Here is a 22,988-nt window from a genome sequence, read left to right on the forward strand (position 1 = left end):
CCATGCGAACCGTTGTGAGCCGCGTGGCCGGGAACCACCGCGCCGAACACGCCGAAGGGCCGTGCTGGGACCCGCGCCTGGACAAGCTGCTGTGGGTCGACCAGTACGCCGGTCTCGTGCACCAGGCTAACTTCGACGCCGACACTCGCTACCTGGAGGTCGAGCACAGCTTTCAGGTCGGCGTTCCCGCTGGGGCCGTGGCGCCCTCGATCGGACCCGACGGCGGATGGCTGCTAGCCGCCGGTCACGGTTTCGCCCACATGTCGCACGACGGCACGGTGACGCAGCTGGGGCAGCCCGAGGCCGACGCGGGTCAGCGAATGCGGATGAACGACGGCAAAGCCGATCCGCGCGGCGCACTGTGGGCCGGGAGCATGGCCTTCGGCAAGCAGCCCGGCGCCGGCTCGCTGTACCGGCTGGACCCCGACGGCACCATCACCGTGGCCCGGACGCGCACCACCATCTCCAACGGCCTCGCCTTCTCCGCGGACGGGGATTGGCTGTACTACATCGACACGCCCACTCAGCGCGTCGACCGCTTCCACATCGCCGCCGACGGCCGCCTGACCGATCAGGCCACGGCTGTCACCATCGACCCCTCCCTCGGCCACCCCGACGGCATGTGCATCGACGCCGAAGGCTGCCTGTGGGTCGCGCTGTGGGACGGCTGCGCGGTCCATCGCTACACACCGGCCGGCGAATTGCTGGCCATTGTCGAAGTGGACGCCCCGCAGGTCTCCAGTTGCACCTTCGGCGGCCCCGACCTGGGCACCCTGTTCATCACCACCTCCGCCGAGAACATGACCGGCGCCCAGCGGGCCCGCCACGAGCACTCCGGCAAGATCTTCTGCGCCGACGTGGGCGTGAAAGGACTCCCCGCCGACGCCTACGCCCCCAAACCGTGATCGACCCTCCGGCCGACCCGGAGCAACCGCGCCCCAACAGGAGAAAGCAATGACCGGCTCCCACTCAGCGCCACAGGACGTCTTCGACGAGATGTTCCGCCACAGCCCGGTGATGGCGATCCTGCGCGGCCTGGACCAGCCAACCACCCTCAACCTATGTCACCGGCTGTGGGACCTGGGCGTGGTGGCCGTCGAGATCCCCGTCCAGCGCGAAGCCGACCTGGCCACCCTCGCGGCCGCCGCGACCGCAGGCGAGCACCGCCGGCGACCGGTCGGCGCCGGAACCATTACCAGCGTCGAGCTCGTCGCTCAGGTCGCCGCCGCCGGTGCCGCCTTCACCGTCGCCCCCGGACTGGACGAGCACGTCCTGACCGCTTGCACCGGCCTGGGGCTGGCCCACCTGCCCGGCGTCGCCACCGGCACTGACGTGCAGCGCGCGACACGGCTGGGCCTGCGGTGGGCGAAGGCATTCCCGGCCGCCCAGCTGGGCAGCGCCTGGATCACCGCGATGCTCGCGCCTTTCCCCGACGCCCGCTTCGTCGCCACCGGAGGCATCACCACCGGAAACGCGGGCGAGTTCCTGTCCGCCGGCGCGGCCGCCGTGTCTCTGGGCGGCTCGCTCGCCGACGCCGACGACGACGCCATTTACACCCTGATCGCAGGCTCCTCGCCGACCCCCGACAAGGCAGCAGGCAAAGGGGCGCCCAACCGCCCCACCCCCCTGGCCGCGGTGCGTCGGCCTGGCTGCGGTGGTCTACGCCAGCAGGAGTCTGGGGAAATCCGCAGTATTTCCGACTTTCCGCTTCAACGCGAGACCGACCATGACGGCCCGTGCTGAGAACCGGGATCTGCGACACCGCACCACGTCAACCGACCCCCGCCCGGCCGCCCGCCCAATCGACCCCCGGAGCAGCACCACCCACCCACGGAAGCGAGCCCATGATGTCGCCCTTGAACCTTTCGCGTAGGCAGGTCCTCGTCGCTGCAGGCGCCACGCTGCTGGCCAGCAGCGTCAGGATGGTGGCGGCCCCGTCCCCGGCCTATGCCGACACGGGATACAGCCCGACCGTGTACTACAAGATCAAGAATATCGCGTCCGGGCGGTTGCTGTCCGTGCTCGGTGGCGGCACCGACAACGGCGACGACGACATCCTCTACGACGACGTGAATACGACGGACCAGTTCTGGTACATCCAGGACTCGGCGCAGGGCTACAAGAAGTTCATCAACGTGCGCAGCGGCCGCGCGTTGTCGTTGGACCAAGGCGCTACAGCGAACGGCACCCGCGTCCACCTCTGGCAGTACCTGAACGGCTACCCCGATCAGGACTGGCTGGTAGCGCCGGGCACCACTTCGGGCACAGTGACGATCACGAACAGGAAGCGGGCCGACGCTGCGCTCTCAACGGTGAGCGCTGGCACGGCAAACAACACCCTCGTGCAGGTCTGGGACAACATCAATGCCTCGGACCAGTCGTGGCAGATCATCCCGGTGCAGACGTTCGAGGACCCGACTGTGCTTTACCAGATCGTGAACAAGAACAGCGGATCTTCGCTGTCGGTACAAGGCGGGGGCACCTCGAACAACTCCCCGGCCATCGTCTACACGGACGTCATCGCACCGGACCAGTACTGGACGATCCAGGACATCGGCGGCGGCTACTACCACCTGGTGAACAACAAGAGCGGCCTGATCCTGTCACTGACAGGAGGCGGTACCAGCAACGGCACGATCGCCATGATCTATGACAACGTCAGCGCCTCCGACCAGGCGTGGACGATCACAGCTCAGCCGAACGGCTACTACAAGTTCTACAATCAACGCCGTGCCACGGGGGTGCTGTCCGTCGTGGGCGCTGGAACCGCGAACAGCACACAGGCCCAGATCTGGGACGACGTCAGCGCGAACGACCAGTACTGGACGATCGTCCCGGTGGGGAACTCGATCGGTGTGAACGCGATCAACAACCAGGCCGTGCACTCGACGCAGATGACCGGCGTCGGCATGGAGGACGTCAACCACGAGATCTACGGGGGCCTCTACAGCCAAATGGTGTTTGGGGAGAGCTTCGCAGAACCGCAGAGCGACGCCGGGATCAGCGGCATGTGGCGCAAGGCGATCTCGGGTGGGGCGAGTGGATCGTTCGCGCTGGACACAAGCAATCCCTTCAAGGGCTCGCAGAGCCAGCAGATCACCTTCACCGGCGGCTCCGGCTCGGCAGGTGTCAACAACATGGGCCTGAACCGGTGGGGAACCAACTGGCAGGCGGGCAAGTCCTACGACGGCTACGCCTACATGCGAAGCACCGGTTCGGTTACCGTGCAGGTGGCCGCCGAGAGCAGCGCCGGCACCGTCTACGGATCGCAGTCGCTGACCGTGAACGGCGCAAGGTGGACGAAGCACTCGTTCTCCTTCACTCCTAACACGACGGACTACGCCGGCCGATTCACGATCAAGCTGACCGGTCCGGGAACCGTGAACATCGGGTACGTGTATCTCGAGCCGGGTACCTGGGGACGGTTCGATGGGCTGCCGGTCCGACTCGATATCGCAAACGCGATGCAGTCGCAGCACAACACCGTGCTTCGCTACGGCGGATCGAGCGCGGACCCGGGTACTTTTGGACCCGGAATGTGGACCAACTACCAGTGGAAGAACATGGTCGGCCCGCGGGAGAGCCGGCTGGACTACACCGGATGGTGGTACGAGCACGAGTCGAACGGCTGGGGGATCCCGGACTTCCTCAACTTCGCCGAGGCCCTGGGTATCAACGCGATTCCCACGTTCAACTCGTACGAGACTCCACAAGACATGGCCGACTTCGTCGACTACCTCAAAGGCTCCACCAGCACCACCTGGGGTGCCCAGCGCGCCGCTGACGGGCACCCCGCCCCCTACACGTTCCGTCAGATCGAGTTCGGCAACGAGGAGAAAGTCGACTCGAACTACGCCACCCGCTTCAACAACGCCGCGAACGCGATCTGGGCGAAGGACCCGTCGATCATCGTGACGGTCGCTGACGTGGAGTACACGAACGTCATCACGGATCCCGACCACGTGACCGGCGCGGGGAGTGGGCTCGGCTCCCTGTCGGCCTACCAATCGATCCTGAGCAACGCCGTTGCCAACAACGCACAGATCGCGATCGACCTCCACATCGGCGACGACGCCCCCGAGCGGGTACAGCAATCGATCGATGCGCTGAAGAGCTTCGACTACTGGCTGCACCAGTACAACCAGGGCGCCAAGTACCACATCAACGTCTTCGAGCTCAACTCCGGGCAGCACAACATGGAACGCGCCCTGGCGAACGCGAAGGCGATCTCGCTACTGCAGCAGTACGGAGACCGGGTAACCGTGGTCGCATCAGCGAACGCCCTGCAGCCGGACGGGCAGAACGACAACGGCTGGAACCAGGGCCTGGTGTTCTTCGACACTCACCGCAGCTGGCTCCAGCCGCCCGCGTACGTCACCGCGATGTTCTCCGAGGGCAACCTGGGAACCGTCGTGCACGCCGAGACGAACAACCCGTCCCTGGCCGTGAGCGCGCAGTTCAACGGAAGCAAGCTGGTCCTCAACGTGACGAATGAGTCCTCGACGGCGCAGTCGCCCACGATCGCGCTCACGGGCTTCGCGCCTACGAGCCAGACGGCTCAGATCACCAGCCTCAGCGGCGCACGCACCGATCAGAACAACGCCGGCAACGTCAACCAGGTTACACCGCAGAACAGCACGACTGCCTACACGCTCGTCGGCAACGCGCTGAACCTGACGTTCGCGGCCAACTCGGTCACCGTCGTCACACTGTCCTAACACCACGGGGGGCGGCCAGTGGTGCTGGTCACCCCCCGTGTTCCCCATGCCAGAGCCAGGCTGGCACCATCCACCGACTACTCCTCGCCGTACCGTCCCGGTCAGCTGCCGACGGGCGCACGCTCCGTCGTCGATTTCGGTGGCGGCGATCGTGGCGATCCTGCGGATGATCTCGGCTTCGTTGCCGGGGAACGCGCGGCCGAGGATGTCGATGTCGCGGGTCATTCGGCGGGCGCCGAACTGGGCGAGCAGCAGGCCGCCCTTGAAGATGAAGTGTTCCCGGCCGAGGCGCGATGCGGCCAGGCGGTAGAGGAACCGTTCGAGTACGTACTCAATCATGATCTCGTCGGTGGACCGGCTGTTGCGGCGTGCGAGGTTGCGGAGGTCGTTGTAGACGCGTCCGGCGGTGGTGTCGCGTGTGGGGTTGGCCATCAGGCGAGCACCGCTTCTACGGCGGGGCGGATAGCGGAGAGCGCGCCCAGCTCGCGGGCGATGTGTTGGAGTTCGCTGACCCCGCCGTGTCCGTTGCGGCGGAGGTAGCGGCCGAGTGCGGACAGAGCGAGGGTCTCGCCGATGCGGCTGCGGTGGCGCATGGCGTCGACGACGCTGCGGGCGGCGTTGTACGCGGGGATAGTCTCTCCTGGGGCTGCTTCGAATCGTTCGACGCCGAGGCTGAAGGTCTTCGCGCTGTACTGCGCGACCACGGTCGGTGGGTAGGAGATGGTGGGTCGGCGCGAGCCGCGTGGTACGGCGATGTTTACTGCCGCGGGGATGTCGTCGATCAGCTCGTGCAGGGCCAGGGCCGACTCCCCGCACACGACGGCGCGGGGGGCCCGTGTGCACACGGCCAGTAGGTCCGCGTGTGCGGTCTCGGGCGCGTCCGCGCGCCGGTAGACGCCACGGGAGAGTTCGTCTATCTCTCCCTCTGCGGCCAAAGATGCCAGGTCGCGGGAGGAGAGCAGGGCCTGACGTGCCTGGGCTGTCGTGAACGTGGGGGAGAGGCCGGCCAGTCGTCGCTCCAGGCGGGCGTTTTCCGCAGCATCCATGTATCGAATGATACCCCTGCATGAGCATGAGGGGATCGATTTAATACAATCTGCTGGCGGGGCGGTTGGTGAGTGGGTTCGTGCGAAGCGGCCGTGACGGGGTCCCTCGGATGGCCGGGCGGGTGCGGGTCGCGTGTGGTGGTCGGTGGTCTGACGTTCGGCGCGCCGGGCTTGGCTGGGGGACGCGTCGACGGCGGTCGGGGCGCCCTGGGCGCTCAAGGCCCGCCCCCAAAGAACTCTGTGCCCGTCTGTTCCTGAGGGGGAGCAGGCTCGAACTCCCATAACGGTGGTCAGGTTCGGGGCGCCGTTCGAAAGAGGGCCAAACAGTGACAATATTGTCTAATATGCCCCAAGGTGATGATGGCATCTCCCCCGGTCGTGGTTCCATCTCGTCATGGAGGTGATCACGTGATCGCTGGAGACCGACAGCAGGACACGTCCACGCAGGCAGCCACGCCGCGGCGGCGCCTGTTGGCCGCGGCCGCACTGGCGCCGATGCTGGCCGGGGCCGGGCCAGGTGCCGCTCACGCCCTGCCCACCGGGATGGTCGGGGGGAAGAGCCGCGATCCGGCCAAGCCGGTAGTCACCGCTGAATCGGACTGGAAGGACGTAGCGGACACCCTTGGTCGTAAAGGTATTATTATGCGAAAAGCGGTCTACCATACAGACTTTACTCGCTGGGACCTCCAGGTGGTCTCCGACGGGATCTCCATCGCACCAGGGTTCGCGCTGGGTACGCACGTGGCCTTCGTCCGTTACGCCGACGGCAGCACACTGGTGATGGGCGATGTGGCGGTCACCGAGGACGAACTGCAGCAGGTGAGCGACGCCCTGCACGCGCATGGGATCGCGCAGACCGCGATCCACAAGCACCTGCTCGCCCAGACCCCCGACATCTGGTGGACCCACGTCCATGGGCACGGCCGCGACGCGGTGGCCCTGGCCCGCGGGCTGCGCGCGGCATTTGACCGCACCGGCACTCCGCCCGCCGCACGGCCTGCTCCGCCGCAGGCCGTCGACCTGGACACCGCCGGAATCGATGCCTCGCTGGGCGTCAAGGGTTACATCGAGGATGGGATCTACAAATCCATCTTCGTCCGCCGCGAGACCATCACCGACGGCGGCCTGGTACTGCCCCCCGGCACGGGATCGACCACCGCGCTCAACTTCCAGCCCCTGGGCGGCGGCCAGGCCGCGCTCAGTGGCGACTTCGTCATGATCGCCAAGGAGGTCCAGGACGTACTGGTGGCCCTGCGGCGTGGCGGGATCCAGCTCGTCGAGCTGCACAACCACGGCTTGACGGACGAACCGCGCCTGTTCTTCACCCACTTCTGGGCCGTGGGCGACGCCGTCAAGCTCGCCCAAGCTCTGCGCCCCGCAGTGGACGCCACCAACATCGCACCGTCGGGCTAGCAAGATACGTAGCACTTCCCGTGTTGGTGATGACGACTCGGACGGCCCGCCCCGTGAAAGCCGGACCCGGCACCCTGCGGTGCGCCCAGGCGGTGGGTGCCCGTGCCCCACCTGACACTACTTGCCCGGGAGAACCGGGCCGCCGGGCGCCCAGGGCCGGCCGTTGGTTCGGCGGTGTCAGGCAGGGTCTTGAGGTTGACGGCATAGCCCATCGCCGCATACCCCGCTTCGCCCCGGTGCAGGTGGTCGCCGCAGTCAAACGCGGGCAAGAAACGCAGCAGGTTGAAGGGATCGCGCACCGCGCGTTCGAAGTCGATGACGCTGTCGAACGCCTCCGAGGTACGAATCCACTGGTTGACCTGCTCCCGGATCTCGTTCTTGGTAGAAGCCGACACCCTGGAACGGCAGCAGCGGGCCGCCATGGACGGCGACGCCTGCCTCCTTCCCCTCGTCGATCAGGGTGCGGTAGCCCGCGACGAGGGCCTGGGCGGTTAACGGCTGCCCGAGCCCGGCGCTGCCGGATCCGATGTCGTTGATGCCCTCCAGCGGGAGCACATTGCGGGTGCCGATAAATCATCCGCCCGGGTGGGGGCCTTGATCACTGATCTCTGGTCGTATCGGTTGCTCGCCCCGCTGTCTTCCCCTGGACACGGCCCGGCGGCATCATGATCCGTGGTGCTGGCCCCCCGTGGCCGGCTTCCCGCCCTTGAGGTTGAGGGTGTTCAGTGACAGGTTCCCCGTGGAGCTGACTTCGAAGAACCGGACTGCATCCGTCTGGGTGAGGGCGGCGCCAAGGCCCGGTGAGTCGTGATGGGCGTGGTGATCACGGGGAGCGCATTGAGGTGGTTGGTGGGGGCGTCGGGCCCGGTGAAGGTGTAGGTGCACAGTGCCCCGGCCGGCACGATGGAGCCGCCACCTGCGGTGTTGGCTGCGTTGACCGCGTTGATCAGATCCTGGGCGCGTGTGGGGCCACAACCCACGACTGTCGCAGGTGCAGCTTTCGAGGACTGCGTAGCCTGCGTACCCGCGGCGGCGGGAGCCGTCGGTCGTGCCGCCCGTCAAGGACGCGGACGTGCAGCCCCAGCACGAGACGGACGACGTAAACCTCAGGCGCGACGGGGACAGACGCCTCCGGCAGGGCAGCGAACGGCATGAAGCCGGCGAAGCCCGTTTCCATCAGTCCCGGGTGCGTCCAGTCCACGACCCCAGTCTGAGGCCCAGGAGCCAGTGACCGTCGTCCTGGTAGGGGCCCAAAGCGTGAGGCCGACGTGGTCCAGACGAGTCAGCCCATGGATTGGCATGAAGTCTAAATGGATCCATTCAACTTGTCTTCATACATTCTACGGCACATAATCTAGGGAAAAGGGCCCATATGGGGCAATATTGCCTACATAATGGATCCATTCCAGGTTTCTCAGTCACTCTCCAGGGAGCGCCCATGCCTAGCCGTGACACTCTGACCCCCCGCTCGCCTTGGATCGATCTGAGCGCCTCAGCCGACCTTGGGGTCATGGCCGGGCGTGCCCTGCGGGACAGACGCCGGAGCCAGTGGTCGGGCGGGGTGGGGATCGTCCCCCCGCCCATCACTCACAGCGCCCCGCCGCTGTGGACCTGCGCCCCCATCGCCGAGTACAAGCCCAAGGCCCCGAGGAAGACCACGTGAGCGACACCGCCGAGATCCTGTACGGCCACTGCGCCTCCTGCAACCGCGTCGTACCCCTGCGGGACGGCACCCTCGCCCCGCACGACTCCCAGCCGCCGCTGCGCGTCTACTGCTATGGCTCCAACCAGGCCCCCGCGCAGCCAGGGCAACCCGACCCCGGCGGGCAGGGCTGCCCACGACACGGAGACTGGTACCTGGAGACGATGCCCTGCACCTGCACCCCCACCCCCGCGCCCCAGGCCCCGCCACTGCCCTTCCCTGACCCGTGGGTACCAACCGGCACCACCGAGACCACAAGGCCCCTGCGGCCACTTGCTGCGCCTGATCCTGCCCGCTACGTGGGTCCGGACGGCACGGAGAAGAGCCAGTCCGATGTCCTCGCTGGAGTACTCTCGATAGCCAGCGTCGGTACGACCCGTTGACCGCACCAGGCCGAGCGAGTCGTAATGCCTGAGCATGCGGGCGCTGACCCCGGACCGTCGTGCCACATCGCCGATCAACACTGCCTATCACCCCTCCTGGCTGGTCCTGCCGAGGGCTACGACGCGCTTCGCCTCCTCGATCGCGAACTCGAATCCGGCATCCGGGTCGCGCAACAGCCGTTCCGTGGCGATCGCGTGCGCGTGCACGCGAGGGTCGAGATCCGTCATCGCAGCGCGCAGAGTTGGCAAAATCAGGCGGCTCAAGGCGTTGCAGCACCGCCACGGCATCCTCGGTGGATTCCTCGCCGGGACGGGCTCGTTCTCGACAGACCAGACGGACCCTAATACGCCGAAGTCGGTATACCAGCGATCCGACCCGACCGTCATGGGCGTTGACACCACAGGGACTACCAGGGGTCCCGTCCTCCTGTCTGTCGACTTGACAGGGAACCCACGCCGTTGAGGCAACGGTGTAACTCGTTGACGAGACACACCCGGCGACGCCACGTGGGTAAGGACAGGCTCATCAGAGCTGACGCAGTCCGATCAGCACCCTCTCCATCAGCGTGGGGCTCGGGGCGCCGCCTTCGCCGGTCGCCGCCCCGTGGACAACGATCATTCCGCGATCCGCCATGTCACCGAGGATGACCATGGCCACCCCGAGCGGCATCGCGAGCAGCGCCGCCACCTCGGCCACCGACCTCGGTTCCCGGCACAGCCCGAGCACCGTGCGGTGTGGCTGCGTGACAGCGCTGCTGCTCGGTTCGGCAGCGGTGACCAGGGTCTCGATCTCGAAGTGATGGCGCGACCTGGTCCGGCCGCCCGTCCACACGTAGGCGCGGACGGATGCGGCTGGTGCTCCCCGCTCGGCGTTCCCGGGTTCCCAGGTGGCCGGCTGGTCGTCCACCGCGGGCGCCTGCCCGAAAGACTCGTCGGCAGGCGCCGGCGAGGCTTCCTCCTGCTCGTGGTGCGCCATGTCCTGCGGCGTGTCACGAGTACCGGACGCCTTTCGCCTGCGTCGCGCGTCGCCGAAACTGAACGCGTTGAGCACGTCGGCGAAGGTCTGTTCGTCGTCCGCATCCTGATCTCTCCGAGGCCCGGACGGGCCTCCACCGGTGCTCATGTTCTTCTCGTCCGCGCTATCGGGCGGCGGTCTGCCGGGATTGCTGCAGCTCGGTACGGAGCTCCGGAGTCAGCATCTCGCCGACCTGGTCGACGAGCACGGACATCTCGTAGGCGATCTGGCCGATTTCGCAGTCCGGAGCTGCCAGGGCGACCAGGCACGAGCCGTCTCGGATCGACATCATCAGCAAGTTGCCGTGCTCCATCTGGATCACCGTGCTCAGCACGTCTCCGGTATCAATACAGCGGGCAGCGGCATGGATCAGGCTGATGGCACCGGCCGCGATGGTGGAGAGTTGCTCGGCACGTTCGTCTGCCAGCCGGTCTGATGCGGTGAGCAGCAGTCCGTCGGCTGAGATCACCACGATGTGCGCCACATTGGGAACTCGCTCGGTGAAGTTGGTGACCAGCCATCCGAACTGGCTCACCTCCCCGGAGTGGGGTGATGTCATGGCTTCTTCCTGCCCGTCGCCGATGGATTCTGTGTCTGGTCGGGTCGCGCCCGACGGAGGCCCGCCTGGTAGCTGCTGAGGAAGCTGTGGGCGCGGCCAGCGACCAAGCCCGCAGTTGCCCCGTCCCCGGCGGGGGACCGCTCAGCCCAGGCCGGTGGAGCGGATCGCGTAGGCGGAAGCCTTCTGGGCAATCCGGCCTGTGTGAGGTCGGTCGGCCCGTCGGGCTCCTGCGCAGCTCGCCCGGCCGGGTGTCGGACAGCAGGCGCGGGCGCCGGTCGGTCCGTTGTCGGTTCCCGGTCGCCGGGGGGCTTGGGCGAGGACGACGGGACAGGTGCGGGCTTCACCGCCGCGGCGGGCGGCACCGGGGTGTCCGCGGCGTTCCCGGCGCTGGGGGCGGCCGTTGCCGTTGCCGATGCTGATGCGGCCTCCGCGAACCACGGCAGGCCGACGGGCTCCCGAGGGGCGCCCTCGCCGGCCGGGGCGGGCCTTTGGGCAGTGCCGGCGAACGGCCGCGGCGGGCGAGATGGTGTCTTACCGTCGTCCATCCGGCCGCCGCTCGCCCGCCCCGGAATCCTGGCAGCAGTCGGCCGTTCGGCCATGGTGCCCTGCTGGTCTGTGTGGGTCGGCGCCTGCGCGTTGACCAGCGTGGCCGATATACGAACCCGGGCCCGCAGTCCCCTGCGGCCCGGCTGCGAGCTCAGGTTGACGGCGATGCCGTGCCGATTGGCCAGGCGACCGACCACGAACAGTCCCAGCTGCCGGGACGCGGGCGTATCCGTGGCGGCTTCCGCCGCCACGCGCTGGTTGGCCATGGCCAGGTCGCTCTCGCTCATCCCGATTCCCTCGTCCTGGATCTCGATCAGTACCGAGCCGTCGGACTCCCGGGTACCGCCGATGATCACCTGGGTGTGCGGCGGGGAGAACGCGGTGGCGTTGTCGAGCAGTTCGGCGACAAGCCGCCCCAGGTCTCCGGCTGCGTACCCGATCACGTCGACGGGAGGGCTGGGCTGAACGAGTACGCGCTGGTAGCGCTCGATCTCGGAGACAGCACCCCTCAGCACAGTGTCCAGCGCCACACGCTGATGGGATGAGCGCACCAGCGTGCTGCCGCACAGGACCATCATGTTCTCGTTGTTGCGCCGCATACGTGTCGCCAGGTGATCGAGCGTGAAGAGGCTGGCCAGTTGGTCCGGGTCTTCTTCGCGCCGCTCGAGCTGTTCCATCAGCAGCAGCAGGCGGTCCACCAGGCTCTGGCTGCGCCGGGAGAGGTTGACCAGGGTGTTCCTGAGGTCGCCGCGCAGCCCGGCCTGCTCCGCTGCCAGGCGCACGGCCTGAAAGTGCACCGTGTCGAACGCCCTGGCGAGCTGGCCGAACTCCTCTGTGGTGTGGACCGGCACGACGTCGACCGCGGCGTCCGCCACCTGCCCCTCGCGAATGCTCACGACTGCGGCGGGCAGCCGGTGCTCCGCCACATCGAGTGCCGTCGTCCGCAGGACGGTCAGCGACCGCAGCAGATGCCGGCCGATCGCGAAACCGATGGCAAGGGCGAGCAGCAGTACTGCGAAGACGATCACGGACGCCACGCCTGCGCGGTTGCTCGACTGGTCCTGCAGCTTGGCCGACGTTGTGCGCAACGTGCCGGTGAGGTCGTCTGCCACCTTGTCGACGAGCATTCCGGTGTTTTCGGAGTCGTGGTTCCACTTCTCGACCGAGATCGGCAGCGAGGTGGTGGCATTCTGCTGTACACCCGACCCGGGGGGCACAGCCAGCGCGGCGCTCACCGCTTGTGCACGCCGGCTGACGGCCGAGCCGGTGACCGTCCGCTGGTAGTCGCCCAGCTCCGTGGGGATGGCCACGGTCCGGAAGTCACCAAGCCTGTCCCGCAGGCGGACGTCGGACTCCTGCAGGGCCCTGATGAGCGTCGGGGTCATCGAATGGCCCCGGCCGACTGCTTGCAGCAGAATCACGTGCTGGAGGTGGATCTGCTCCTCGGCGGCCTCCAGGTCGTACAACGTGGTTGCCGACCTGGACAGTTGGGGAACGCTGAACGGGCTGAAGAGTGCTTGGCCCAGATTGAGCAGCCCATTGATGATCGTGCTGTAGTCGTTGAGCGCGGTCCAGGAAGCGATGTGGCCGGACGCCACCTGCGCGCGCAGAGCGGGCAGGCGGGTCAGGAGGCTGGCGGCGTCCCGGTAGCGATTCCCCGCAACACCCGCAAGGGAGACTTCCTGGTTCCTGGTGCTCGTGACAGCGGTCTGGGCACTGTCGACGCGCCGCGTCTGCTGCCGCAGAGCGGAGGGATCAAGGGGAACGCTGTCGCCCAGCCGTTCGACGGACATCGTGCGTTCCATCTGCAGGGCTTCCAGCAGAGTCCGCAGCTCGCCACGCATCTTGACCAGCCGTTGCATGTCCGCGTAGGAGTTGGCGCGTGCGACGTCGCCCTGGATCTGCACGACGCCCAGGGCGACGGCGAGCAAGGCCGGCACGATCAGCACCGCCGCCAGCTTCACCAGCAGCCGCCAGTTCCGCCACTGCACGAGCGGGGCCCACCACGATGGCCGAACCGGCCGCGCGGCCGCGTGCCTCGCCGCGGTCACGAGCTGAACTCCGCAGTCGGAACAGCTTGCTCACAGGGACCTATCACGGTGCCGTTTCTCCTGGGTTTCCCCTGAACAGGATGTGGAATGCCCGGCAGCAAAGGGCGATGCCGGCGAGATGGCGCAACTACCCGCGGTCACGCCACGGTGCGCGAACCCAGGAGCGGGCATACGCCCGGCCGGTGGAGAAGCATCTCAAGAGCTAAGGGAAGGCTCAGCCAGGGGGTTCCCAGCCTACCAGGCGACGTGGGGGTGCGCCCCAGGAAATCCATTGATTGCTCCACCTCCCCCTTCTCGGGTCCGACCCGATCCCCGCCCATTATGAGTCTGCTCGTCAAGTACTGGGTAGCGCGGGCGAGTTTAGGGCAGCCAACGGAACGGTAACAAGCTGCCCCCACTCCACCCCGGGCATCGACGAGCAATCCCTCACTCGCAGGTTCGCCTTACTTGGCGGGCCGACGAGCGGCACCGCGCGCCCAAATGCCCAAGATGGTAAATAATCAACAAATAGAAGACCAAGCCTCCTTCAATTCATAACCGCCCAAGGCCTCAAGTGGTCAAGTGGCGCAGAACTCGTGGGCACATCAAGGGTGTCATGTACATTTTGTGCGCACCGTGTGAGTAGTGGTGGGGGAGTTGTTTGACGGCGTGCGGCATCTCACTAGACTTTCCACCGCTCAACGGGCCACGGCTCACCCCTTCCCATCTCTCGCCCCAGGAGCACCAGTTGGCCGTCCTGCCCGAATACCCCAGGAGGGGAACGTGACCAAACCGGTATGGTCGCCCACCGCCGAAACTTCCGAGCGGCCTGCCGGACGGGAGTTCAGCGACCCCCGTGACGAAGCCGAGCCTGACTACCGCGCGATTCAGCAGAGCCCGGAGTTCTTGCGGCTGCGCAGACGGCTTCGGCTGTTCGTCTTTCCGATGAGCGCGGCCTTTTTCTTCTGGTACATGGCGTTCGCTCTTCTGTCCGCCTACGCCCACGCGTTCATGAGTCACAAGCTGGTAGGCGAAATCAACACCGGCACTGTCCTGGGCCTGATGCAGTTCGCGTCCACCATCGCGATCGTCCTGACGTACCAGCGTTTCGCCCGGAAGAAGCTTGATCCGGAGGTGCAGAGGATCAACGAACTGGCAGGAGTCGGCAAGGAATGACATCGCAGCTCGCGGTCCCAGCGACCGGTAGTCCCACGCTCAATCTGAGCGTGTTCCTGATATTTGTCTTCATTACTCTGCTCGTCGTATACAAGGTCACCAACAGAAATCAGACGACGGCCGACTACTACGCCGCGGGCAGCGCCTTCACCGGTATGCAGAACGGCATCGCGATGTCCGGCGACTTCCTCTCTGCTGCTTCCTTCCTGGGTATTTCCGGGGCGATCGCGGTCCATGGCTACGACGGATTCCTCTACTCCGTCGGATGGCTCGTCGCCTGGCTGGTCGCCCTCCTGCTCATCGGCGAGAGAGTGCGCAACACCGGGCGATTCACCATGGGTGACGTGATGGCCTTCCGTATGAGGCAGCGCCCGGTGCGGGCCGCGGCGGCCAACGCCACCCTGGTGATCACGTTCTTCTACATGCTCGCCCAGATGGCCGGCGCCGGTGGGCTGATCGCCTTGCTGCTGAACGTGCACACCAGGGGCGGGCAGGCGCTCCTCATCACGGGCGTGGGGATCGTCATGGTCCTCTACGTCCTGGTTGGCGGGATGAAGGGCACCACCTGGGTGCAGATCATCAAAGCCGGTCTGCTCCTGGTCTGTGTGACCTTCATCAGCGTGTTCCTCATTGGCAAGTTCGGATTCAACTTCTCCGCGCTCCTGGAACAGGCCACGCAGAACAGCCCGTTGGGCGAACGACTGCTTCAGCCGGGCAGCTCGTACGGCACGGACGCGACGAGCCAACTCGACTTCGTCTCGCTGGCTCTGTCGCTGGTTCTCGGCATCTCCAGCCTGCCGCACGTGCTGATGCGCTTCTACACCGTGCCCAGCGCCAAGGAGGCACGCAGCTCGGTGGTCTGGTGCTCCTGGTCGATGTTCACGTTCTACCTGGGAATCCTGGTCGTCGGTTACAGCGCCACGGCCCTGGTCGGTTCCGACGCTATTGTTCACGCCCCGGGCGGGGAGAACTCCGCAGCGCCTCTGCTCGCCTTCCGTATCGGTGGAGTTGTGCTCCTGGGAATCGTCTCGGCGGTGGCCTTCGCGACGATCCTGGCGGTCGTGGCCGGTCTGACCCTGGCCGCTTCGGCTTCCTTTGCCCATGACGTCTACGCCAACGTGATACGACGCGGGAAGGCCGATCCCCGGTCCGAGATACGGGTCGCCCGCCTGACAGCGATCGTGATCGGTTTCCTGGCCATCATCGGCGGCATCGTGGCCGACGGTCAGAACGTCGCCTTCCTCGTGTCGCTGGCCCTGGCGCTCGCCGCGTCCGCCAACCTGCCCACGATGCTCTACACGCTGTACTGGAAACGCTTCAACACCTCGGGAACGCTGTGGAGCATCTACGGCGGTCTGGTGTCCAGCCTCGTGCTCATCCTCTTCTCGCCGGTGGTCTCGGGTACCCCCACGTCGATCATCACGAGCGTCGACTTCCACTGGTTCCCGCTCACCAATCCGGGCGTCGTGTCGATTCCGCTCTCCTTCGTGTGCGGATACCTCGGCACCGTGTTCAGCAGGCACCCCGCAGATCCGGACAAGCACGCCGAGATGGAAGTTCGTGCGCTGACCGGGATCGGGGCCCATCGGTAGCCGACTGCGGCAGGTCATGTCCCACGTCGTGCAACACCGTCGGTTAGCTGCCCGAGAACCCGTTCCACGAGCTCCTCGCGGCCGACCGGGTCGGGCCCGGCCGGCGCCGGCGGTACTGGGGGCGTGCGCAGCGGGAGTTCCAGCACGCTGAGGGTCTCGGCGAAGCCGCCCTCGGCGTAGACGACGTTGAACGCGTAGTCGCCGGTGCTCGCAATGCCCTTAATGTCGCCGTGGACCACGATCGACCGGTCGCCGACGGGCTGATCAATCTTCCGCGACGGGTGGTCCGACGCCTTCTGCGAACCCGCCCCGGCGCTCATCGGCCTTGGATGTTCGTCGCACCGTCGCCCGTGGAGGCGATCCCGGGATTGTCTCCGCCTACGGCGACGCTGCGCATACCAGTCGCTTGAACGGGGGAACGCTCCGGGAGCAACGCCGATAGTTCAATGGCGAGTTCCGGGTCGCCCGTCAGCAGTTTCTTGATCTGGAGTCGCGGCGCGGCCATCGCATCGGGATCCTCTATGGCCTCCGCCAGGTCAGTGACCGCAGCTCCAATCGGCGTGCGATCGCCGGTCCGTTGCAGGATCCGGGCGAGCAGCCGCTGCCCGAGCCGTACCGTCGCCCCGGCCGCCTCGTCCTCGGCCCTGGTCAACACGCCGACGCCGTACGCACTCACTGCTGCTCCGACTGCCGGCACGAGCTCACCGAGCGCGGTGCAGGAGGCCCCCACGGCCAGGGTGCTGCCGCAGGTGGTGGTGTCGGTGAAGTCACCGGTGGCAGTCACGGCGCCAAGGGTGGCCGCCGCGGTGCCGCCTCCGCTGGTGCCGCCACCGGAGTAGACCAGCTGGTGATCTTCGCCGGGTAGCGATAGCCCCTGTACGACGGAGACACCGCATCCACAACAAGCTCCTCCCGACGACGAACAGCCCGAAGACCATCTCAACTGTCAGCCAAGTTGACAGTGTCCTTCCGGGCACTGGGGGGAAGGTGGCGGTGGCCCAGCGTCGCCGTCCGTGCGGTCTGGCGGAGTGTGGTGACGATGGGCGTGTCGCGGTTTTTCGGCAGCCAGGCGAGGGCTGTGGTCCAGGGCGGGAGGCCGGTGACGTCGACGTAGGTCACTCCAGGTCGCGGGTACAGGTGGCGTGCGGTGTCCGGTGGTAGCTGGATGCCTTCGCCGAGGGCGATAAGCGGCAGGGCGCTGTCGTAGTCGCGTACCGCATGGGGGCTGTAGCGTGCCGGGCTGCCGTCTGGGCGCGGGTCGGCGGACCAGAAGTTGCGCCACACCTTCGGGATCTGCGGAGACCAGCCTATGCACGGCCGGTCCGAGAGTTGGTCCAGCGTCAGAGTCGGCTGGGAGGCAAGAGGGTCGTTGCTGGCCATCGCGGCGCACCGTGGCCCTGTGTCCAGGGGCTGGACCTGGATCCCCTCCGGCACCGGGAGGAACACGAATGCGGCGTCGACGTCACCCTGAAGGATCGCGTCGGTGAATTCGGCGAAACTCAGCCGGCGTATCCGGATATCGAGCTGTGGGTAGCGTGCTCGTATGTCCTCCAGCACCTGGGGTATCGGCGACATCGCGGTGACGGCTTCGACCGAGCCGATCGTGACATATCCTGCCATGGTGCGCGCCTGGAAGTCGGCAGTCCGCCGTAGTTGGTCAGATGCCTCCACTACGCTGCGGGCGTCTGCGATCAGTGCCTGACCAGCTGGGGTCAGGGCGACTTTACGGCTTGTACGGTCGACCAGGTCCAGGCTCAGAATTCGTTCCAGTGCCCGGATCTGCTGGCTGAACGCGGGCTGTGTCATGAACAGCCGCGTGGCTGCGCGGCCGAAGTGCAACTCCTGTGCCAGTACCAGGAACAGTCGCAGCTGGTGAGTGCTGGGGTCACGGCGTACGCCCAGGCTCGCCAGGGGGAACGAGCCGCTTTTGACTTCATCCTGAGTCATAAGTATCAGGCTATCGATCAACCACAAAGGGTGATGGTCGTGAGGCATCTGGGGGCAGCGGTTCGGTGCAGAATCGTGTCTGCAGGTGAAACGGGGGCCCCGGGCCCCGCCGGATATCCGGCGGGGCCACACGGGGCGCGGAACGACCTGTGCTGTTCAGAAGCGCATCGCTGCTGGTCACGCCGTGTATCTGTACTCGTTGACGACGCCGCCGAGCACTCGTGTGCGTAGGAGGCGGTCAGTGGCAGGGTCGCCCAAGGGCACCGGGTGCTCCGCGACAAGGGGAGGGAGCTGCCCTCGAGCCTGGTGCGGGCGATGCTGGTTGTAGTGCCGGGCGTAGACGTCCGCACCGGCACCGCCCAGATCACCGTCTCCTGCCCCGGCCCGCACTCCGCGCCGGGCACCGACCTGACCCTCACTGTAAATGTCTGGAACTGACCCAGGGAACCGTTGAGAGCGCCGCTCCCCGGCTTCCGTCCGCGGAAGCCGAGATCGACGACGGTCTGCGCTGAGCGGGGGGACACCGTTCACGGCTCGCAGAACCGCACCATCCGGTTGGTCCTGCTTGGTGGACGCGCGGTTGCGGCCCGGCAGTCCGCGCTGGAGACCTTTGGCGGATCTCAGGTGGATTCGGGCCGCGGGGCACCCTTTCGCTGCGATGACAGAACGCCATCGCTTTGAGCGCCGGGGTGAGACATCGAGGCTGGCTGCCGGGCGGCGGTGCGTGCGGCGCTACGTCCGGTGGGGGCGGTGCGCCGCACGCGCGGTTGGGCGGTTGATGCCTAGCTGAGGGTGAAGTCGTCGGCATAGACGTTGGCTTGGCTGTACCAGCCGTGGACGTAGACGGTGACGGCTCCGCTGCTGCCGGTGGTGAAGGTGACCGTCAACTGGTTCCAACTCGCGCTGTTGGACCAGACGCTGGTGGTGGCGCCGCCGCTGACGCCGATGTAGGCGTAGGGGCCCTGAACCCAGCTGGTGAGCGTGTAGCTGTGGTTGGGGGACAGGGTGACGGTCTGGTCGCATTCACCGGTGCTGTTGGAGCTGGGGGTGACCTGGAGGGCGTGGCTGCCGGAGTGGACCGGGCTGGAGACCACGGTGCTGCCGCCCGTGCAGGTCCAGGGGCTGAGGCTGCCGGTTTCGAAGCCGGCGTTGGCCAGCGAGCCCCCGCCGCCTCCGCCCCCGCCGCCGCTGGTGGTGGTGACGGTGAGCGTGTAGGTCGCGCTGTGGCTGCCGGTGGAGGCGGTGCCGGTGACGGTGATCGGGTAGGTGCCCGCGGCTACGGCCGAGCCGACCGCCGCCGTCAGGGTCGAGCTGCCGCCGGAAGTGACGGAAGCGGGGCTGAAGGAGACACTGACGCCGGAGGGCGCGCCGGAGGCGGAGAGGCTGACGGACTCGGCGCTGCCGGAGGTTACGGCCGTGGAGACGGTCGCGGTGGCGGAGCCGCCCTGAGCGGCCGACGCGGAGCCCGGCGACAGGGACAGCGAGAAGTCACTGGTCGTGCCGCCGCCCCCGCCACCCTGGTAGGGCACGAAAGCGTCCGTGAACGCGAGGCTGCTCTGGCTGATCTCGCTGCATGTGGACAGTGAGTTGGCGCTGCCGCTGCACGGCTGGTCCCGGTTGACCGACCAGAACGCCAGCCGCCCGACACCGTTCTGCGCGGCGAAACTCTCCACTGTCTGGGCATCCGCCAGGGTGAAGGTGGAACCGTCGTCGTTCTTGCCGATCATCGGGGTGATCCCGAGGTTGGCGTAGGTGTAGCCGGAATCGACGGACTGCATCTGTGCCAGCGTGGCCCTGGCGGCGGAGAGCGCGCCCTGGCCCATCTCTGTGCCCGTGCCCGCGTAGTAGTCCATGGCCATGATGTTGACCACGTCGATCCTGATACCCGCGTTCTTCGCGGCCTTGAGGATGTTGACGCCGTCGTTGGTCAGCCCACTGGTCAGCACCGGAAGGGTCATGGAGAACTGCAGGCCGGGGTTGGACGCCTTGAGGTCCTTCATCGCCTGCATCTGGCGGGCTGCGGCGGCGGTGTCCGCGATGGCGGCGCCTTCGATGTCGAAGTCGAGCTGGGTGACGCCGTAGTCGTTGATGATGGCCTGGTATCCGGCGTCGATGCTGCTCTGGGTGGAGCAGGTCCAGGCGAGCGCCTCGCCGCTCGCACCGCCGGAGGAGATGATGACCGAGGCGCCCTCGGACTTCGCCTTGGCGATCTCGGGGTCGGTGTAGGAGTCGGCGCCGATGGGGAGGGTGTCGCCCCAGATCTGGTTGCAGCCTTCGCCGAGGACGAAGGCCGCTGTGTAGGCCTTGAGATGGTGTCCGGTGATGGCGGTGTCGAGCAGACCTTCCTGGCTGTTCGACATGTCGACGTAGGGGGCTACGGAGTAGACGCTGCTCGCTGCGGCGCTGCTGGTGGGGGCCAGAGCGGCGACCGCGCCAGCGGTCGCGAGCGCGAGAGCGCAGGCGGAAGCGGCAAATCTTGCCAGGTACATGACATGACACCTTTCGGGGATGCCCGTCGGGCGTGGGGGTACTGGAGAGTGGTGCCGCTCAGGCCTGGCGTTGGTACATACCAAACAGGCCGTGTGCCTCCACGTCAAGAGGACTAGACCAACTAAATGATTGAGTCCAAGGGGTCGCGCTGCGGTCAGTGATCGTAGGCGGACATTGATCGCTTGACGTTCGTCGAGAAGGGCTGGCTACCGTGCACGCCATCCACGTGGGCACCGGCGCTTTGCCCGGCGCCGTGCACGGATACGGCGCCACAGCGCGGGGACCAGGCACGCCGTCAGCTCCGCACGGCATGCTGCCGAGCGGAGCTTGGAACGTCCGGCACGCGGAAGAGGGGGCTCCCTCGGAGCACCGCATCCAGCGCAGGTGCACCCCTCGGCAGCCGAGGGCCGTGATCGTTTCGATCATCATGCTGCCGGTGAGGGGTGAGGCGCTACTTGTCGGTCCGGTCGGTGCGCAGGTTGGCTGCCGACGTCGAACGGTCCGATCCCGTCCGAGGTGGTGGAGCCGTAGTCCAGGACCTCGTCGGCACCGAGGTCGGTGAGCAAGTTGGCGTGGCGGTCGCGGGCCAGCGCGGTCACATGGCAGCCCAGCGCGTGTGCCAGTTGTACGGCGGCTGTGCCGACTCCGCCCGCCGCGCCCCGGACCAGGACCCGTTCCCCACTCGCGAGGTGCACGGTGTCCCGCAGCGCGATCAGCGCCGTCGCGCCCGCGACGACCAGGGAGGCCGCGTCGACCGACGAGATGCCCGCCGGGGCGTGCGCGATACGGTCCATGGGGACCACCACGTACTCGGCCGCCCCACCGGTGAGGTGCCGCTGCCGGGGATGCACCATGCCCCACACCCGATCCCCGGCCTGGTAACCCTCGACATCAGCGCCGGTCGCGACGACGGCGCCCGCGAAGTCCAGCCCCGCACCGATCGGGAAGCGGCGTCCCGACACCATCTTCAACTCCCCGGCGCGGACGATCACATCGTGCCCGTTCACGCTGGATGCCTCGACCGACACCAAGACCTCACCCGCGCCGGGAGCGGGGCGGTCGACGTCGTTGACCCGCAGGACGTCCGATGCCCCGTAACTCGTGATCTGAGCGGCCTTCATGTCGCTGTCCCTTCCGTGGGTGGCTGTCGTGGATCCGATCCTGGACCCCGCTCGCGACATCACGGTCGTTCGCCTTTTCCTGGGACTGCCAGACCCACCCTCACAAGCCGCGCCCGCGGCGTACTGGCGCCGTGACGGACACCCCCCTGGACATCACCGACGATCCCCGACGCGAGCTGGCCGAGTTCCCGGGTGATGCGGGTGATGCGGGTGATGCGGGCGATTCGTGAGCGGGGCCACAGGCTGGCAGGCGGAGTCACGGCGTGGCCGTCTGGATCCGAAAAAGCGCGGCCGTGCCTTCTGACCGGCGTGTCACCAACGTGTGTGCTCAGTACACCTAGGCCTTGAAGTTGCATTCGTGACGCGGTCCAGTCGCGACGATCGGTGACCGCGGGCGGGGCGGTATCAGCTTTCGGGGCATGCCTTCGTCGGTAGGGCGGTCGCGGAGAGGGCGCGCAGATCGTCGAAGGCTCGGACAGACGGGACATCCGGCTCTCGGTGTTGCCCTTGCCGAAAACCTCATCCGCGTGGTGACGGGTGGCGTGAGGGGTGCTCGGGGTGTCTGGGGGGCCGGCGTTCGCATGGTGCTCTCTGGTGATGCCGAAAGCGCACGTCAGCGATTTATGGACAGCACGTGTCCCCCCTTTATGGGACAGGAACGTCTCCAATTACTGGGCAGACAGACAATCCCTTAACTGGAACCGTCGTCCGTGCCCGTCAACAGCTGCTCACATGGAGGAATTCTATGATCACAAAGCGCCGTGCATTCGGGGCGATGTCCCTGGCCGTTGCAATGGCCGGATTGATCGCTACCTCGGCATCCGCTGCTCAGGCCGTCCCCAACTCGCCGACGGCCAAGCAGAGCATCGCCTCTGCCTCTGTATCCAGCAAGCAGCTCAGCCCCGCAGCGCTTACCGAGCAACGGTGCTGGTATTTCTCCCCCGGCACCAACGCCAACCGTCTGTGCGTGCAGATCGTCACCGACTCCTGGGGTAACTGGACGGGCGTGCGCACCACGTACTACAAGACCACGCCTGGAACCATCTCGGTCCAGCTCGGTTGGGAGCACACGGACGGCAGCTCCGGAAACGCCACCGGCTGGTACAACATCACCGGTCCCACCTCCACCAGCCATGAGTGGGATGGCGTCACTCCCCGAGGCTGCATTATCGGCACGATGAACGTTGCGGGGCAGGGACACTTTGATACCTACCTTGGAACGCCCGGAAACGGAGTTTTCTGCTCCTAGC

Annotated in this window: 20 protein-coding genes and 3 pseudogenes; 11 read left to right on the plus strand and 12 right to left on the minus strand. The window is 66.9% G+C overall.

Going from position 1 to position 22,988, the window contains the following annotated elements:
* Positions 1 to 2 precede the first annotated feature (2 nt).
* The 3 genes from FCI23_RS38200 to FCI23_RS38210 all read left to right on the plus strand — a co-directional run bounded on the left by FCI23_RS38200 (position 3) and on the right by FCI23_RS38210 (position 4,718).
* A complete protein-coding gene (locus FCI23_RS38200) occupies positions 3 to 905 on the plus strand; it encodes an SMP-30/gluconolactonase/LRE family protein (protein ID WP_136728767.1) in 903 nt (300 codons plus the stop codon).
* A 49-nt stretch (positions 906 to 954) separates the two neighbouring features.
* On the plus strand, positions 955 to 1,743 hold the full coding sequence (locus tag FCI23_RS38205) for a bifunctional 4-hydroxy-2-oxoglutarate aldolase/2-dehydro-3-deoxy-phosphogluconate aldolase (protein WP_136728768.1): 789 nt from the start codon (positions 955 to 957) through the stop codon (positions 1,741 to 1,743).
* 113 nt (positions 1,744 to 1,856) lie between these two features.
* A complete protein-coding gene (locus tag FCI23_RS38210; protein ID WP_169317114.1) occupies positions 1,857 to 4,718 on the plus strand; it encodes an RICIN domain-containing protein in 2,862 nt (953 codons plus the stop codon).
* Between the two features lie 117 nt (positions 4,719 to 4,835).
* Here FCI23_RS38210 and FCI23_RS60680 read toward each other — a convergent pair.
* Positions 4,836 to 5,150: pseudogene (locus tag FCI23_RS60680) on the minus strand (nucleotidyl transferase AbiEii/AbiGii toxin family protein); the annotation flags it as partial.
* Complete coding sequence (locus tag FCI23_RS38220) at positions 5,150 to 5,764, minus strand: type IV toxin-antitoxin system AbiEi family antitoxin domain-containing protein (RefSeq protein ID WP_136728770.1); 615 nt, start codon at positions 5,762 to 5,764, stop codon at positions 5,150 to 5,152. The pseudogene FCI23_RS60680 and the gene FCI23_RS38220, both read right to left, overlap by 1 nt.
* A gap of 408 nt (positions 5,765 to 6,172) precedes the next feature.
* On the opposite strand from FCI23_RS38220, the gene FCI23_RS38225 reads away from it, so the two are divergent.
* From FCI23_RS38225 to FCI23_RS57050, 4 genes are all read left to right on the plus strand, one after another.
* Complete coding sequence (locus FCI23_RS38225) at positions 6,173 to 7,177, plus strand: DUF1259 domain-containing protein (RefSeq protein WP_246144479.1); 1,005 nt, start codon at positions 6,173 to 6,175, stop codon at positions 7,175 to 7,177.
* 315 nt (positions 7,178 to 7,492) lie between these two features.
* Positions 7,493 to 7,672, plus strand: coding sequence for a hypothetical protein (locus tag FCI23_RS38230; protein ID WP_211265646.1), 180 nt, complete (start codon positions 7,493 to 7,495; stop codon positions 7,670 to 7,672).
* Between the two features lie 943 nt (positions 7,673 to 8,615).
* A complete protein-coding gene (locus FCI23_RS57045) occupies positions 8,616 to 8,840 on the plus strand; it encodes a hypothetical protein (RefSeq protein ID WP_169317111.1) in 225 nt (74 codons plus the stop codon).
* A complete protein-coding gene (locus FCI23_RS57050) occupies positions 8,837 to 9,262 on the plus strand; it encodes a hypothetical protein (RefSeq protein WP_169317112.1) in 426 nt (141 codons plus the stop codon). The genes FCI23_RS57045 and FCI23_RS57050 overlap by 4 nt, the downstream gene beginning before the upstream one ends.
* Here the strand turns inward: FCI23_RS57050 and FCI23_RS38235 are convergent.
* The 5 genes and pseudogenes from FCI23_RS38235 to FCI23_RS38255 form a co-directional block, all read right to left on the minus strand.
* Positions 9,212 to 9,343: pseudogene (locus tag FCI23_RS38235) on the minus strand (MerR family DNA-binding transcriptional regulator); the annotation flags it as partial. The gene FCI23_RS57050 and the pseudogene FCI23_RS38235 sit on opposite strands and share 51 nt — an antisense overlap.
* A gap of 6 nt (positions 9,344 to 9,349) precedes the next feature.
* A pseudogene (locus tag FCI23_RS38240) lies at positions 9,350 to 9,541 on the minus strand (HEAT repeat domain-containing protein); the annotation flags it as partial.
* A gap of 247 nt (positions 9,542 to 9,788) precedes the next feature.
* Complete coding sequence (locus FCI23_RS38245; protein WP_211265647.1) at positions 9,789 to 10,385, minus strand: DUF742 domain-containing protein; 597 nt, start codon at positions 10,383 to 10,385, stop codon at positions 9,789 to 9,791.
* A 16-nt stretch (positions 10,386 to 10,401) separates the two neighbouring features.
* Positions 10,402 to 10,836, minus strand: coding sequence for a roadblock/LC7 domain-containing protein (locus FCI23_RS38250; RefSeq protein ID WP_136728772.1), 435 nt, complete (start codon positions 10,834 to 10,836; stop codon positions 10,402 to 10,404).
* A complete protein-coding gene (locus FCI23_RS38255) occupies positions 10,833 to 13,373 on the minus strand; it encodes a sensor histidine kinase (RefSeq protein WP_136728773.1) in 2,541 nt (846 codons plus the stop codon). Before FCI23_RS38255 ends, FCI23_RS38250 begins: the two co-directional genes overlap by 4 nt.
* Before the next feature lie 822 nt (positions 13,374 to 14,195).
* On the opposite strand from FCI23_RS38255, the gene FCI23_RS38260 reads away from it, so the two are divergent.
* Both FCI23_RS38260 and FCI23_RS38265 read left to right on the plus strand, forming a co-directional pair.
* Positions 14,196 to 14,588, plus strand: coding sequence for a DUF485 domain-containing protein (locus FCI23_RS38260; RefSeq protein ID WP_136728774.1), 393 nt, complete (start codon positions 14,196 to 14,198; stop codon positions 14,586 to 14,588).
* A complete protein-coding gene (locus FCI23_RS38265) occupies positions 14,585 to 16,180 on the plus strand; it encodes a solute symporter family protein (protein ID WP_136728775.1) in 1,596 nt (531 codons plus the stop codon). The genes FCI23_RS38260 and FCI23_RS38265 overlap by 4 nt, the downstream gene beginning before the upstream one ends.
* A gap of 14 nt (positions 16,181 to 16,194) precedes the next feature.
* Here FCI23_RS38265 and FCI23_RS38270 read toward each other — a convergent pair whose 3' ends face one another.
* The 3 genes from FCI23_RS38270 to FCI23_RS38280 form a co-directional block, all read right to left on the minus strand.
* Positions 16,195 to 16,500, minus strand: coding sequence for a hypothetical protein (locus FCI23_RS38270; protein ID WP_136728776.1), 306 nt, complete (start codon positions 16,498 to 16,500; stop codon positions 16,195 to 16,197).
* A complete protein-coding gene (locus FCI23_RS38275; protein ID WP_246144480.1) occupies positions 16,497 to 16,964 on the minus strand; it encodes a hypothetical protein in 468 nt (155 codons plus the stop codon). Before FCI23_RS38275 ends, FCI23_RS38270 begins: the two co-directional genes overlap by 4 nt.
* A gap of 155 nt (positions 16,965 to 17,119) precedes the next feature.
* A complete protein-coding gene (locus FCI23_RS38280) occupies positions 17,120 to 18,127 on the minus strand; it encodes a LysR family transcriptional regulator (RefSeq protein WP_169317115.1) in 1,008 nt (335 codons plus the stop codon).
* A gap of 315 nt (positions 18,128 to 18,442) precedes the next feature.
* Here FCI23_RS38280 and FCI23_RS62600 point away from each other — a divergent pair, with 315 nt between their 5' ends.
* Positions 18,443 to 18,565 (plus strand): hypothetical protein, encoded by a 123-nt coding sequence (locus tag FCI23_RS62600; RefSeq protein ID WP_265737800.1) that lies wholly within the window; start codon positions 18,443 to 18,445, stop codon positions 18,563 to 18,565.
* Between the two features lie 344 nt (positions 18,566 to 18,909).
* Here FCI23_RS62600 and FCI23_RS38290 read toward each other — a convergent pair whose 3' ends face one another.
* A complete protein-coding gene (locus tag FCI23_RS38290; protein ID WP_136728778.1) occupies positions 18,910 to 20,616 on the minus strand; it encodes a carbohydrate binding domain-containing protein in 1,707 nt (568 codons plus the stop codon).
* 426 nt (positions 20,617 to 21,042) lie between these two features.
* Complete coding sequence (locus FCI23_RS38295) at positions 21,043 to 21,738, minus strand: NAD(P)-dependent alcohol dehydrogenase (protein ID WP_246144481.1); 696 nt, start codon at positions 21,736 to 21,738, stop codon at positions 21,043 to 21,045.
* A gap of 745 nt (positions 21,739 to 22,483) precedes the next feature.
* On the opposite strand from FCI23_RS38295, the gene FCI23_RS38300 reads away from it, so the two are divergent.
* Positions 22,484 to 22,987, plus strand: a complete 504-nt coding sequence (locus tag FCI23_RS38300) for a hypothetical protein (protein ID WP_136728779.1) — start codon at positions 22,484 to 22,486, stop codon at positions 22,985 to 22,987.
* Position 22,988: the final 1 nt, after the last annotated feature.

The sequence above is a fragment of the Actinacidiphila oryziradicis genome (assembly GCF_005047355.1).
Lineage (GTDB): Bacteria > Actinomycetota > Actinomycetes > Streptomycetales > Streptomycetaceae > Actinacidiphila > Actinacidiphila oryziradicis.